A 14,496-nucleotide genomic window follows, 5' to 3' on the forward strand; every position below is an offset into this window, starting at 1 on the left:
ATAAGGAGGAAGAATATGAGTAATAAAAAAGTATATGAATTGCCAAAGGATTTCTTTGTAGGAGCTGCAGTATCAGCTTGGCAAACAGAAGGCTGGTCAGGAAAAAAAGATGGACAAGATTCATACATGGATCTTTGGTATAAATCAACACCTGAGTTATGGCATGATGGATATGGTCCAACAATCGCAACAGATTTTTATAATAGATATAAAGAAGATGTTCAATTAATGAAAAAGGTTGGCTTACAAAGTTTTAGAACATCTATAGATTGGTCTAGGTTTATAATTAATTATGAAACTGTTGAGGTAAACGAGGAAGCAGCTCAGTATTATGATAATCTAATTGATGAATTAATTGCAAATGGAATTGAACCGATGATTTGCTTAGAGCATTATGAATTACCAGCACAATTGTTTTTAAATCACGGTGGTTGGGGATCAAAGCACGTTGTTGAATTATATGTAAAGTATGCAGAAGAAGTGTTTAAGAGATATAGTCATAAGGTTAAAAAATGGTTTACTTTTAACGAACCAATTGTAGTTCAAACAAGAATATTCTTAGATAGTATTAGATATCCATTTAAACAAGATACTCAAACTGCTATGCAATGGAACTACAATAAAATACTAGCTACAGCAAAAGTTATTAATGTTTTTAAAGAAGGTGGATACAATAAGGATGGAGGAAAGATAGGTGTTATCTTAAATCCTGATGTATGCTATCCTAGATCTTCAGCAAAGCATGACGTAGAAGCTGCTGATAAGTTTGATTTATTCTTTAATAGAATTTTCTTAGATCCTTCAATTAAAGGAGAAGTTCCAGCAGAGTTAATTTCAATATTAAAGGAACATAACTGTTGCTTTGAGTATACAGAAGAAGAACTTGAAATAATCAAGAACAATACTATTGATGTATTAGGAGTAAATATATACGCTCCTACAAGAGTTAAAGCAAGAAATGAAGCATGGAATCCTAATGTTCCATTCCATCCATCATATTTCTTTGATAAACATGAACTTCAAGGAAGAAAGATGAATCCATTTAGAGGATGGGAGATATATCCTAAGGTAATGTATGATTTTGCAATTAGAATGAAAGAAGAGTATGGAAATATCGAATGGTTTATTGCAGAAAATGGAATGGGAGTAGAAAACGAATATAAGTATAAGAACCAAGAAGGAGTAATCCAAGATGATTATAGAATAGAATTTATTTCTGATCACTTAAGATGGCTTCTAAAAGGTATTGAAGAAGGGTCAAACTGTACAGGATATATGCTTTGGGCATTTACTGATAATGTATCTCCACAAAATGCATTCAAAAATAGATATGGATTAGTAGAGATAAACTTAGAAGATAACAGAAATAGAAAGATCAAAAAATCTGGTGAATGGTATAAAAAACTTAGTGAAGAAAGAAAATTTGAATTTGATGATTTTAATTTTGAATATAAATAAAAATATGAGGTGATTGATATGAATATATTATTAATTTGTTCAGCAGGTATGTCAACAAGTCTATTAGTAACTAAAATGAAAAAAGCAGCAGAGGAAAAAGGAATAGAAGCAGAAATTTGGGCTGTATCTACTGATGCAGTAGATAGAAACCTTCCAAAAGCTGATGTAGCATTAATTGGACCACAAATAAGATTCCAATTAAAAGTTCTAAAAGAAAAAGGATCAAAGATTGGCGTTCCAGTAGATGTAATTGATTCTGTAGATTATGGTATGTGTAATGGTCCTAAGGTTTTAGCTAAGGCTATGAAAATGATAGAAGAAAACAAATAATATTAATTCATAAAGGCTACCAAAAATGGTAGCCTTTAATTTTCAAATTTAGAAAACTGGTTAGCAATGTAAAGGTTTATAATTGTTTTGTGCAATAAAAACAAATTAGAAGAAGAGGTGAAGGGTATGAAAAAGAAAGAATTAAAAATAGTGACAATTGGAGGAGGCTCAAGTTATACTCCAGAACTTATTGAAGGATATATCAAAAGAAAGGACGAGCTTCCAATAAAAGAAATTTGGCTAGTAGATATTGAGGATGGAAGAGAAAAACTAGAGATTGTTGGTGCAATGGCTCAAAGAATGGTTAAGGCAGCAGGACTTGACTGGAAAGTATATTTAACTTTAGACAGAAGAGAAGCCTTAAAGGATGCAGATTTTGTATCAACTCAATTTAGAGTAGGACTTCTTGATGCTAGAATCAAGGATGAAAGAATTCCTTTAAGCCATGGAATATTAGGACAAGAAACTAATGGAGCAGGAGGAATGTTTAAAGCTTTTAGAACAATTCCTGTAATTTTAGATATAATTAAAGATATGAAAGAGTTATGCCCTAATGCTTGGCTCGTTAATTTTACAAACCCATCAGGAATGGTTACAGAAGCAGCTATAAAACATGGAGGTTGGGACAGAACTGTAGGGCTATGTAATGTTCCAATAGGTGCAATGAGAACTGCTGAGCAAGTTTTAGAAGCTACTGAAAAAGAGCTAACATTCAAGTTTGCAGGACTAAATCATTTCCATTGGCATAGAGTGTGGGATAATGAAGGAAATGAAAGAACTAAAGAAGTATTACAGAAGGTATATGATCCAAACTCTACTATAGAAGTAGACGAAGTTAAAAATATAAAGAAAACTCCATTTAATTATGAACAACTTTTAGACTTAGGAATAATACCATGTGCATATCATAGATATTATTATATTTCTGATGATATGTTAAACCATTCTCTTGAAGATTTCAGTAAGGGAGAAACTAGAGCTGAGGTTGTTAAAAAGACTGAAGCTGAATTATTTGAACTTTATAAAGATCCAAAGTTAGATTATAAGCCAGAACAATTAACTAAGAGAGGTGGAACTCATTATAGTGATGCAGCGTGCGAGCTTATAGCATCAATATATAATGATAAGAAAACCAATATGGTTGTAAGTACTAAAAATAATGGAGCTATTGATGATCTTCCATACGATTCAATAGTAGAAGTTACTAGTACAATAACAGCAAGTGGCCCAATTCCTTTAAATTGGGGTAAGTTTGAACCAGGAGCAAGAGGAATGGTACAAATTATGAAGGCTATGGAGGAGCTTACTATAGAGGCTGCTATAACAGGAGATTATAATAAAGCACTTCATGCATTTACAATTAATCCATTAGTTCCAAGTGGAAAAATAGCAAAAGAATTATTAGATGAAATGCTTATTGCTCATAAAAAACATTTACCTCAATTTGCAGAGAAAATTAAAGAAATAGAAAATAGATAAAAAATATCTTATTTTAAATAAAAAGTGCGGAGAAAAAACTTCGCACTTTTTTATTATTCAACTAATCCATAACCTAAGAATTCATTAGTATCTGTACTCAGATACACAATCATATTATTAGGTATTGCTTTGGTTTTTATTGGGAAATCTACAAGATAGACTTCTTTTCCAATGTAAGACTTGTCTGAAATAATGCCCATTCCTTCTTTTAAAGTAATTTTGTCTAGTCTGCTATCTTTCCAAGTTCCGTCGATTTTTTCTTTATCCCTGGAAGGTAGCTGATTATATGCAGTTTCCCTAATGTCTTGACTCTTTGTGGCTGTATTAGCTCGAGTTTCATTAATTATATTTGAAGGATTTTTGGTTGATGAGCAACCAGCCAATAGTACTAAAGCTATAACTGATGAAATAATAAGTAATGTTATTTTCTTCAATTGACACCTCCTATTTTTCAAAATAGTCGTACATAATATGATATTTAAATTATATTTTATTTTCAAGTTAATTACTAATTAAGAATTGTTTACAAGTAGTTTAACGAGGACAGCTTAAATATTATTGATGTTTTATTTAATAAATAAAAGGGTTCAGAAGGTAAAATTTACTTAAATAGTATATTCATAATTAATAAATTAATATTTTGACTAAAAAATTAAATAAATAATTAATAAATTGAAAAAAATAAACCAAATAAAAGAGAAATATGAGTAATTATAGGGAAATATCTATGAAAAAATTATAAATTAGTATATAATAGTGAACCGTACTGATAAATTTTCATATATATTAATTTATTATTGATAATTTAATTAATCTTGATCCTATGAGGAGGACGTAATGAACATATTTAAGAAAAAAACCCTCGAACAAATACTTGAGGGTGCAAATAAAACTGGTCTAAAGAAAAACTTAAAAGCTAGAGATATAGCAGCATTAGGTATTGGGGCAGTAGTAGGAGTTGGTATATTCGTAGCAACAGGAGAGGGAGCACATGCAGCAGGACCGGCAGTTATAGTATCTTTCATAATTGCAGCTATTGTAGCATGTTTATGTGGACTTTCTTATACAGAACTTTCAACAATGTTCCCAGTTGCAGGAAGTACATATTCCTATGCATATATAACATTTGGGGAAATAATAGCTATGATAATTGGGTGGTGTCTTACTGCTGAATATCTAGTTGCATGTAGTGCAGTTGCATCAGGATGGTCAGGAACTTTCCTTGGAATATTAAGCAACCTTGGTATAACATTACCAACAGCATTAACAGCATCTCCAAGTAAAGGCGGTATTGTAGATCTTCCAGCAATTCTTATAATAGCAGTTATAACTATAATGCTATGTTATGGAATGAAGGAAAGTGCAAGAGTAAATAATATAATGGTAGGAATCAAAATTTGCATAATTCTTTTATTTGTTATTTTAGGATCTTCACATATAAATGTAGCTAACTACAAACCATTTATCCCATTTGGATGGAAGGGTGTATTTGCAGGAACCGCAACAATATTCTTCTCTTATATAGGTTTTGATGCTATATCAACAGCAGCAGAAGAAGCTGAAAACCCAAAGAGAGATATACCTTTAGGTTTAATTATGTGCCTAGTAGTTGTAAGCTTTTTATACATTTCAGTAGCCTTTGTATTAACAGGAATGGTTCCATTTAAAGAAATTATTTCTGAAAATGCAGTTCCAGGTGCTCTAGCAAGAGTAGGGATTAATTGGGGTTCAGCTTTAGTAGGAACTGGAGCTATAATTGGTATGATATCAACTATATTAGCAGTATTATACGGCCAAGTAAGAGTATTTATGGTAATGTCAAGAGATGGTCTTTTACCTAAGATGTTCTCAAAGGTTCATAAGACACATAAGACACCATATATCTCAACAATAATAACTGGTACTGTAGCTGCGATTATTGCAGGTTTCTTACCACTTGATTTGATAGTTCAATTTTTAAGTATAGGTACGTTATTAAGTTTTATAGTTGTATCATTAGCAGTAATAACACTTAGAATAAAGATGCCTAATTTTGAAAGAATATTTAGATGTCCAGGAGTACCATTTACTCCAGTTATAACAATAATTTGTTGTATATATCTACTATCAAGATTGCACTTAAAAACATGGATTGGATTTATAATATGGCTTATTATTGGTATGATTGTTTACTTCACATATGGAAGAAAGCATAGTGTACTACAAAATGAAGATAAGTAATATATGAATAGCAAAGTGTCTCAATATATTTGAGGCACTTTTTTTATCAATAAAGGGGCTGAAACACATAAAAATCACACAATTAATCTAAAATATTTACAAATTTATATGTTAAAATAAGAGAAAATAAAGAACTAAAATAAATTTGAGGTGATTAATTTGCCAAAACGTGTATATCTTGTAGAGGATGAAAAAAGTTTAAATATTTTATTAGAAAAATATCTTCAAAGAGAGGGTTATGATGTAACCACCTTTTCAGATGGACTTTCTGCATTAGAAAGAATATCAGATGAACCGGATCTTTGGATATTAGATATAATGCTCCCTGGGGTTGATGGGTATTCAATAATTAAAGCTGTGAAAGAGAATAACAAAAATACACCAGTTATCTTTATGTCAGCTAGAAATGAAGAATTAGATAGAGTTGTAGGCTTAGAATTAGGAAGTGATGACTATTTATCAAAACCTTTTCTACCTAGAGAACTTATTATTAGAACAAACAAGCTTATGGAAAGACTTTATGGTAATGAAAAAGAGGATACAGATAGTGAAACTATTAATATCGGTGAATATAGAATTAGTAATAAACAAAGAACAGTATTTTTAGGAGACACAGAGATCCAATTGACTAAGATGGAATTTGAATTATTAAATTATTTAGCTGAAAATAAAAATAATGTAATATCTAGGGAACAGATCCTAACAAGGGTTTGGGGAGAAGACTATTTTGGTTCAGATAGAGTAGTAGATGATACAATCAGAAGGCTTCGTAAAAAGGTAGATCAGTTGAATATTGAAACTTTATATGGCTACGGATATAAGTTGGTACATAAATCATGAAGTTTTTTAAGTTTAAGTCATTAACTATGAGAATCTGGACTACTTTTACTTTTATAATACTTATAATAATATGTAGTATTTCTTTCTTATATCTGGTTGCAGTTAGAAGCTATAATGATAATGCAAAGATTCAAGATTTGAAAGTTGTACATGATATGATACTAAAAGGAGACAATTCTAATGCACCTAATAGGTTTGATGAATTTAAGAATCTTAAAGGTAGTGAGAATTTCATAGTAAGAAAGGGTAGTAGTAATACTACCGATATACAGGACATGATTAAGGCAAGGAATGGCAACCCTCCACCAGGGGGAGATAATGGCCATTTGCCTCCAAATATAAATGGAACGGATCTTAAAGAATGGATGGCAAGCTACATAAGTGGTAATAACATTTATGAGGAGGTACATAAAGCATCTTATGGGAATATGAAGTTTACATTTATCATAAGCTCTATGGAATCTCAGAATGGAGATAAAGCATATTTAATTACTTTTATTCCTAATATACAAGACAACACCATCTTATATACAGTAATTATAATTGGACTAGTATTTATAGCCATAGGATTCTTAACAGCTAAGTTGGTAGCAAACTATATATCAAAACCTCTTAAAGAACTAGAAGATCATACTGTAAGAATTGCACATAAAGACTGGAAAGAACCAATTATAATTAAAAATGAAGATGAAATAGGAAGATTAGCTGAAGCTATGAATAGGATGCAAAAAGAGTTGAAGATAGCTGATCAAGAGGAAAAAATGTTTCTCCAAAGTATCTCACATGATTTAAAAACCCCAGTAATGGTAATTATGAGTCATGCAGAGGCTATAATTGACGGGGTATATATAGATTCTGTTGAGAAAACAGCTGAGATAATAAAAGAAGAAGCAATAAGCTTAGAGAAGAAGATAAAACAATTATTATATCTAAATACTCTAGATTATGTTTTAGGAAATGGCAATGAAGATTCTGAGTTTAATTTAAATGAATTACTTATACATATTATAAGTAGATTAGAAGTTGTTAATAGTAAAATAGAGTGGGATTTAGATTTAGATAAAATCAGCATAAACGGAAATAAAGATAAAATAAAAGTTGCAATTGAGAACATATTAGAAAACGGACTTAGATATGCAGAAAGTACAATTAAAGTAAAGCTTAAAAAGGAAAATGAATCAGCAATACTTGAAATATATAATGATGGACCTAATATACCAGAAAAAAGTATAAATCATATATTTGAAAATTTATATAAAGATAAGACTGGTAATTTTGGATTAGGATTAGCAATAACTAAAAAGATTATTGACTTCTATAATGGTGAGATTAAAGCAGTAAATAGAGACAATGGAGTAAGTTTTATAATCAAGTATCCACTTAAGGATAAATAAAAATAAATATAGTATAATGAGTAGAGGATAAATAGTTAATTACTATTTATCCTCTACTTTTATTCTAAAAAGATTTTTAAAATAGGTTAATTATTGAAAGGGATAAAGAATGATTAAAGAATTAGAAAACTTTGAAGTCGATGAAATTATGGATATATGGTTAGATGTTAATATTACAGCACATGATTTTATACCTAAACAATATTGGATTAATAATTATGAGGTTGTTAAGAAAAGATATATACCAGCAGCTACAACATTTGTTTTTAAAGAAGATAATATAATTAAAGGTTTCATTAGTGTTCTAGACAAGGCATTTATAGGGGCATTATTTGTTTTGGGAAATTGCCAAGGATGTGGAACAGGAAAGAAGCTAATAAATCATTGTAAGGGAATATACTCAAGTTTAGAACTAGGAGTATATTCGGATAATGTAAAAGCTATAAGTTTTTATAAAAGTTGTGGTTTTGAGATAATAAAGGAACAGATTAATGAAGACTCAGGATATATTGAATACATTATGAAATGGGAAAAGTAAACATATAATATTATAGCAGGGGGGAATACAAGTGAAGGTTTTATTTATTGGTGGTACCGGAAATATAAGTGGAGAAATATCAAAACTAGTAATAGAAAAAGGGTGGGATTTATATCTTTTAAACCGTGGAAATAGATTAGATAAAATTCCTGAAGGGGCTAAGGCTATAATAGCTGATATAAATAATGAAGAAGAGGTTTCAAAACTTATTAAGAATATGAAATTTGATGTAGTAGCTGATTTTATTGCATTTAAACCAGAACAAATTGAAAGAGATATAAGATTGTTCACTAAGAAAACAAAACAATTCATTTTTATAAGTACAGCATCTGTTTACCAAAAGCCATCAGCATATCATATGATTACTGAAAGTACTCCGTTATATAATCCATACTGGAAGTATTCTAGAGATAAGATTAAGTGTGAAGAGCTATTGATTGAGGAGTTTAGGGAAAGTAAGTTTCCAGTTACTATCGTAAGGCCTAGTCATACATACGGAATTGAAAAAATTCCGCTAGCAGTTAAGAGTGGTAAAGGGGCTTGGTCAGTTATTAATAGAATTATTAATGGTAAGCCAGTTATAATTCATGGTGATGGAACATCATTCTGGACATTGACTCATAATACTGATTTTGCAAAAGCATTTATAGGATTAATGGGAAATCGTTCGGCCATAGGTGAAGCAGTGCATATTACCTCAGATGAAGCTATAACTTGGAATGAAGTTTATGATTGCATTGGGAATATACTTAATGTAGAAGTGAAAAAGGTACATGTAGCAAGTGATCTTTTAGTAGCATTAAAGCCAGAACTAGAAGGAGATTTAATAGGGGATAAGGCTAATAGTCTAATTTTTGATAATAGTAAAATTAAGAGATTAGTACCAGACTTCATAGCAGCTACTAGGTTCTATGAGGGGGTTAAGATTAGTATAGAATACTTACTAGCGAATTCCGAGTTACAAGTTGAGGATGAGGAGTTTGACAGTTTTTGTGACAAGGTAATTGAACTTCAAGAAAAAATCATAAGTTCATATAAGTTATAATAATATTTCAAAGCAGAAATCACATAGATTTCTGCTTTTTGTGTTTTATCACATGAATTTCACATAATTATTTGATATTACTACTACATTTCCTATCTATAATTTAAACAAAGAAACTAGTAAAAAGGGAGTGCGCTAAATGTCTCAAGGAATTATTCACTCAGTTATTGTCCCTCTATATAATGAGGAATTGGTTATTGATGAGAGTTACAGAAGATTAAAAGCAGTTATGGATTCAACAAATGAAAAGTATGAAATTATATTTATAAATGATGGAAGTAAAGATAGAACTAAGTTAAAAGCAGATGTAATTTGCAAAAAAGATAAAAATATAAAACTAATTAATTTTTCTAGAAACTTTGGACATCAAGCAGCCATAACAGCTGGGATGGATATAGCATTAGGAGATGCCATTATAGTTATAGATGCAGACCTTCAAGATCCACCGGAAGTAATGCTTAAAATGATTGAAAAGTGGAAAGAAGGATATGAAGTTGTTTACGGAAAGAGAGCAAAAAGAGAAGGAGAAACATTTTTTAAGAAGTTCAGTGCAAAAATGTTTTATAGGATTTTAAAAAGTATGTCTAGCGTTGATATTCCAGTGGATACAGGAGATTTCAGGCTAATAGATAGAAAGGTTTGTGATTCTCTAAAATCACTTCCAGAAAAGAATAGATATGTAAGAGGTCTTGTAAGTTGGGTAGGTTATAAGCAAACCTTCGTAGAGTTCGTAAGACAAGAGAGATTTGCAGGTGAAACAAAATATCCGCTAAAGAAGATGATTAAGCTTGCAGTAGACGGAATTACCTCATTATCATATAAACCTTTAGCTTTAGCAGGATATCTTGGGGGAATAACTTTAACCCTTGGGGGAATTTCACTAATTATAAATATTGTAAAAGCAATAGTAAATAATTTATCTGTGATAAATATAGAAACAATGTTTTCAATGAATCTCATAATGTTTGGACTGATTTTTTGTGTATTAGGAATGCTGGGACAGTATATAGGAAGAATTTTTGATGAAAGTAAGGGAAGACCTATATATATAGTTGAAAGCATCACATCATACAGAGAAGAACAAGAAAACAATGAATTGAGAAAGATAAGCAATCAATAATAGGAAATATATATGGAGGGAAAATGATGAAAAAATTAAAGCTGACCAAAGAAAATATAGCACTAACGATTATTTTAATTATCTCAGCAATACTCAATTTTACAAATTTAAATATAGAAGGCTATGCTAATGAATATTATACAGCTGGCGTTAAAAGTATGACTATGAGTCTTAAGAATTTCTTCTTTGTATCTTTTGATCCGGCTGGATTTGTAAGTATTGATAAACCGCCATTAGGGTTTATGATTCAAGCTATATCAGCTAAGATATTTGGGTTTAGTGGATTTAGTATACTTTTACCTGAAGCTTTAGCAGGAGTAATTTCAGTTGGATTAATATATCACATAGTTAAGAGGTCTTTTGGAAGTATGGCCGGTCTAATTTCAGCATTATGTCTTGCTGTGACACCTATATTTGTGGCAGATAGTAGAAATAATACAATAGATAATCTATTAATAGTAGCATTATTATTAGCATGCCTAGCGCTTTCAAAAGCAGCAGAAAAAGGAAAACTAAAATACTTAATTTTAAGCTTAGTTTTTGTAGGTATAGGATTTAACATAAAGATGCTTCAAGCATATATGATTGCACCTGCACTATATATAACATATTTATTATCATCTGCAGTATCTGTTAAGAAAAGAATTGCACATCTTGCATTAGGAACAGTTGTATTATTAATAACATCTCTATCTTGGGCTTTTATAGTAGGATTATTTCCAGCTTCTGATAGACCTTTTGTAGGAAGTAGTACTAATAATACAGTTATGGAACTTATAATAGGACATAATGGATTGGAAAGACTTGGACTTAGTAGCTCTTCAAACAGAGGTGGCGGAAACTTTGGTGGGGGAATGGGTCAAGGGAATAGACAAGGAACAGACGGAAACACAAGTAATGTGAATGGTCAAAATACTAATAATGGACAGCCTTCACAAGGAGAACCAGATGCAAATTCAGGTGCAACACAAGCTCAAAATAATGCTCAAGGAAACTCTCAAGATGGTGGAAATACACCTTCGGGAGCTCCATCAGGCATGCAAGGAAATCCTCCATCAGGAGGAATGGGACCAGGAGGTAACTTCGGTGGAAAAATGGGGCAAAATGCAAACGGGCAAACAGGAAATATGGGAGGATCTGAAGGAGCAGGGATAACAAGATTATTTTCAAATAATAGTTTATCAGATCAAATAATTTGGCTATTGCCACTTGCAGTAATAGGGTTTATAGCAGCAGCTATAAAAGAAAAATTAAGATTATCTCTTAAGAGTAAGAAGCAGATAGGGATCGTATTATGGGCAGCTTGGTTAGTACCAGTATTTATGTATTTTAGCTTTACAACTGGGTTATTTCACCCATATTATTTAACAATGTTAGCGCCGCCAATTGCTGCACTAGTAGGTATAGGAATAACTTCAATGTGGGAGCTATATAAACAAGGCGGATGGAAATCATGGTTGTTACCAGCATCATTTATTGTAAATGCAGGAGTTCAATTATTAATCTTATCTTATTACTATAATTCATCAAGTATACCTAAATTTATAATGATAGGAATAACTATACTAAGCATAGCTTCTTCAATTGCGCTAGGAATATTTAACTTAATAAAGAAGAAAGATGATATGGATGATAAAACATCTAAGATAACAAAAGGTTTAATAACAACTGCATTAATTGGACTTCTAATTGCACCTACAATTTGGTCAGGAACAACAATGTTTTACAAAATGTCTGGAACATTTCCATCTGCAGGATTAAGTTTAATGACAGGCAGTGGTGGAATGGATGGAAGAGGTATGGGAGGCAATTTTGGATCAAATTCAGGAAGTGATAGCAGTACACAAAAACTTGTAGATTATTTAAAAGCTAATACAACAACTGAAAAATATTTGGTAGCAGTACAATCCTCTAATGGAACAGCAACAAGCATAATAATTCAAACTGGAGGTTCAGTAATGACCTTAGGAGGATTTAGCGGATCAGATAAAATTCTAACACTTGATGAATTTAAGAATTTAGTGGATGAAGGACAAATAAGATATGTACTAACTGGTGGTCAAGGCGGTGGCGGAAATAATGAAATCATGAATTGGGTAAAAGAAAATGGTACATTAATTCCACAAAGTGAATGGAGCAATTCGCAATCGCAAAATAGTGAAACTAGCACTTCAAACACAGATGATGGGAATGTAAAGAATAGTAGAAATGGGATGTCAAATGAATTATATGATTTAAAGGCTAAATAGCCTTTAAATCATATAGCAAATGAAAAATCTTTTAACTTAAGTGTATAAGGCGGGGGAACGGAATGATAAAATTTAGAGATATAAAATTGACAAAAAAAATAATGGCACTTTCAGTTAGTTTTCTTATTTTCATTGTAATTATAGGTGGAACTGCACTAGTTCAAATTTCAGATGTAAATTCTAAAATAAGTGAATTAAACAATGAAAGAATGACACCTATTATAGAACTTGGTGAAATAAAAACTAACGTAGAGGAATTGAGAACTCTAGGTAATTCATATATGGATGCTACAGATGATGCTACTAAAAAATCTGTAGAAGATAGCATGGCTACAGAAGTAAAAGAAATAGAGACAGCTTTAGAGAAATATAAAAGTGATAGTGATTTTAAAGCAGTTATGGAAAACTATAATAATTATGTTGCGGCAAAAGATGCATTTTTAAAGGCAGCAGATCAAAGAAATCAGCAACAAACTAGTGGAGCCCAAGGACAAATGGATGGAGCAACCCAAGGACCTCCAACAGATATGGTTAACTTTGATAAGACTAAAGCAACATTAGTTGAGTCACTTAATGAAATTATAAGTAGGCATGTTAAGGAAGCACAAAATACATATGATAGTAGTAAGCTACTTTATAATAGTACTCTAGCTATATTAGGAGGATTACTTACAGTTTGTGCGGCAATAACTGTTATATTGTCAGTTGTAATAGCAAGGTCAATTATTACCCCTGTGAAAAGAGTTACTACAAAGCTTAAAGAAATATCAGAGAATGGTGGAGATTTAACACAAAGAATAGATTATAAGAGTAAGGATGAGATAGGGGAACTAAGTCAAAGCTTTGATTTATTTATGGATAAGCTTCATTCAATAATTAAAGAAGTATCAGTTTCAGCTAAAACAATATCATCCTCAAGTGAAGAGTTAAACAAATCTACTACAGCAAGTACAACTTTTTTAGAAGATATTTCAAATACAGTTTTGGGAATGGCTTCGGCTACAGCAGATGCAGCAGCAGCTTCTGAAGAAACAATGGCAAGTCTTAATGAAGCATCTGCATTTTCAGAAAATACAGCAAACGCAAGCAAGAATACTTCAGCAAAGAGTAAGAAGGCTAGAAAAGAAGCAGAAGATGGTGCAAGTAAGATATCAGAAATAGTTGAATCTATAAAAGATATAGCAAACTCTTCAAAAGATGTATCTTATATGATTAATGATTTAGATGACTCATCAAAGAAGATTGGAGACATAATAGAAATCATAAGTTCTATTTCAGAGCAAACAAATTTATTAGCACTAAATGCAGCAATAGAAGCAGCAAGAGCGGGAGAAGCGGGTAGAGGTTTTAATGTGGTAGCTGATGAAATTAGAAAATTAGCTGATGAAAGTAACAATGCAGCAAGACAAATATCAGAATTAATAAAAGAAAATCAATTAAAGGCAGCATCAGCAGTTGAATCTGTAAGTGAAGTTGAGAGAAAGGTATCAGATGGAGTTGAAAAAGCATCTGAAGTTGGAATAAGTATACAAAACATAATTGAAAACATTCAAGATATGACTATAGAAGTAGAACATATTGATGAAGCAAATGAGCAGCAGGCTGAGAGTACTAAAGAAATTGAAAAAGCAATAGGAAGTATATCGTTAACCTCCAATGATTTAGCACAGGGAACAGAAAATATAAGTGCAAGCATACAAGAGCAATTAAGTACAATGAATGAAATAGAAAGAACAACATCAAATCTTTCTGAGATGGCAAAAAAATTAACTAATATAACTTCGGAGTTTACTGTATAAAATTATTTAGATAACCTAGCATTA

At 31.2% G+C, this 14,496-nt stretch carries 12 protein-coding genes; 11 read left to right on the plus strand and 1 reads right to left on the minus strand.

Annotated elements, in window-relative coordinates; genetic code table 11:
• The first annotated feature begins 15 nt into the window (after positions 1–15).
• The 3 genes from JK634_RS18365 (at position 16) to JK634_RS18375 (ending at position 3,267) form a co-directional block, all read left to right on the plus strand.
• Entirely contained in the window at positions 16–1,458 is a 1,443-nt protein-coding gene (locus JK634_RS18365) for a glycoside hydrolase family 1 protein (protein ID WP_202769176.1), read from the plus strand.
• Between the two features lie 18 nt (positions 1,459–1,476).
• Positions 1,477–1,788 (plus strand): PTS sugar transporter subunit IIB, encoded by a 312-nt coding sequence (locus JK634_RS18370; protein WP_202769177.1) that lies wholly within the window; start codon positions 1,477–1,479, stop codon positions 1,786–1,788.
• A 126-nt stretch (positions 1,789–1,914) separates the two neighbouring features.
• Positions 1,915–3,267: a 6-phospho-beta-glucosidase gene (locus JK634_RS18375; RefSeq protein ID WP_202769178.1), complete on the plus strand. Its 1,353-nt coding sequence runs from the start codon at positions 1,915–1,917 to the stop codon at positions 3,265–3,267.
• Positions 3,268–3,320: 53 nt separating this feature from the next.
• Here JK634_RS18375 and JK634_RS18380 read toward each other — a convergent pair whose 3' ends face one another.
• A complete protein-coding gene (locus JK634_RS18380; protein WP_202769179.1) occupies positions 3,321–3,701 on the minus strand; it encodes a hypothetical protein in 381 nt (126 codons plus the stop codon).
• Between the two features lie 403 nt (positions 3,702–4,104).
• Here JK634_RS18380 and JK634_RS18385 point away from each other — a divergent pair, with 403 nt between their 5' ends.
• From JK634_RS18385 to JK634_RS18420, 8 genes are all read left to right on the plus strand, one after another.
• Complete coding sequence (locus JK634_RS18385) at positions 4,105–5,487, plus strand: amino acid permease (protein WP_202769180.1); 1,383 nt, start codon at positions 4,105–4,107, stop codon at positions 5,485–5,487.
• Between the two features lie 159 nt (positions 5,488–5,646).
• Positions 5,647–6,327 (plus strand): response regulator transcription factor, encoded by a 681-nt coding sequence (locus tag JK634_RS18390; RefSeq protein WP_202769181.1) that lies wholly within the window; start codon positions 5,647–5,649, stop codon positions 6,325–6,327.
• Positions 6,324–7,721 (plus strand): sensor histidine kinase, encoded by a 1,398-nt coding sequence (locus JK634_RS18395; RefSeq protein WP_202769182.1) that lies wholly within the window; start codon positions 6,324–6,326, stop codon positions 7,719–7,721. Before JK634_RS18390 ends, JK634_RS18395 begins: the two co-directional genes overlap by 4 nt.
• A 109-nt stretch (positions 7,722–7,830) precedes the next feature.
• Positions 7,831–8,259, plus strand: coding sequence for an N-acetyltransferase (locus tag JK634_RS18400; protein ID WP_202769183.1), 429 nt, complete (start codon positions 7,831–7,833; stop codon positions 8,257–8,259).
• A 31-nt stretch (positions 8,260–8,290) separates the two neighbouring features.
• On the plus strand, positions 8,291–9,304 hold the full coding sequence (locus JK634_RS18405; RefSeq protein ID WP_202769184.1) for an NAD-dependent epimerase/dehydratase family protein: 1,014 nt from the start codon (positions 8,291–8,293) through the stop codon (positions 9,302–9,304).
• A gap of 139 nt (positions 9,305–9,443) precedes the next feature.
• Positions 9,444–10,424, plus strand: coding sequence for a glycosyltransferase family 2 protein (locus tag JK634_RS18410; protein WP_202769185.1), 981 nt, complete (start codon positions 9,444–9,446; stop codon positions 10,422–10,424).
• 26 nt (positions 10,425–10,450) lie between these two features.
• Positions 10,451–12,673: a glycosyltransferase family 39 protein gene (locus JK634_RS18415; RefSeq protein WP_202769186.1), complete on the plus strand. Its 2,223-nt coding sequence runs from the start codon at positions 10,451–10,453 to the stop codon at positions 12,671–12,673.
• Positions 12,674–12,735: 62 nt separating this feature from the next.
• Positions 12,736–14,472 (plus strand): methyl-accepting chemotaxis protein, encoded by a 1,737-nt coding sequence (locus tag JK634_RS18420; RefSeq protein WP_202769187.1) that lies wholly within the window; start codon positions 12,736–12,738, stop codon positions 14,470–14,472.
• Positions 14,473–14,496 lie beyond the last annotated feature (24 nt).

The organism is Clostridium paridis, from assembly GCF_016765615.1.
GTDB classification, from domain to species: domain Bacteria; phylum Bacillota; class Clostridia; order Clostridiales; family Clostridiaceae; genus Clostridium_T; species Clostridium_T paridis.

Excerpts from the sequence above, each read along its gene's own strand:
- JK634_RS18375 (WP_202769178.1), top strand. The coding sequence starts at position 1,915 with ATGAAAAAGAAAGAATTAAAAATAGTGACAATTGGAGGAGGCTCAAGT.
- JK634_RS18385 (WP_202769180.1), top strand. The coding sequence starts at position 4,105 with ATGAACATATTTAAGAAAAAAACCCTCGAACAAATACTTGAGGGTGCA.
- JK634_RS18410 (WP_202769185.1), top strand. The coding sequence starts at position 9,444 with ATGTCTCAAGGAATTATTCACTCAGTTATTGTCCCTCTATATAATGAG.
- JK634_RS18365 (WP_202769176.1), top strand. The coding sequence starts at position 16 with ATGAGTAATAAAAAAGTATATGAATTGCCAAAGGATTTCTTTGTAGGA.
- JK634_RS18395 (WP_202769182.1), top strand. The coding sequence starts at position 6,324 with ATGAAGTTTTTTAAGTTTAAGTCATTAACTATGAGAATCTGGACTACT.
- JK634_RS18370 (WP_202769177.1), top strand. The coding sequence starts at position 1,477 with ATGAATATATTATTAATTTGTTCAGCAGGTATGTCAACAAGTCTATTA.
- JK634_RS18415 (WP_202769186.1), top strand. The coding sequence starts at position 10,451 with ATGAAAAAATTAAAGCTGACCAAAGAAAATATAGCACTAACGATTATT.
- JK634_RS18420 (WP_202769187.1), top strand. The coding sequence starts at position 12,736 with ATGATAAAATTTAGAGATATAAAATTGACAAAAAAAATAATGGCACTT.
- JK634_RS18400 (WP_202769183.1), top strand. The coding sequence starts at position 7,831 with ATGATTAAAGAATTAGAAAACTTTGAAGTCGATGAAATTATGGATATA.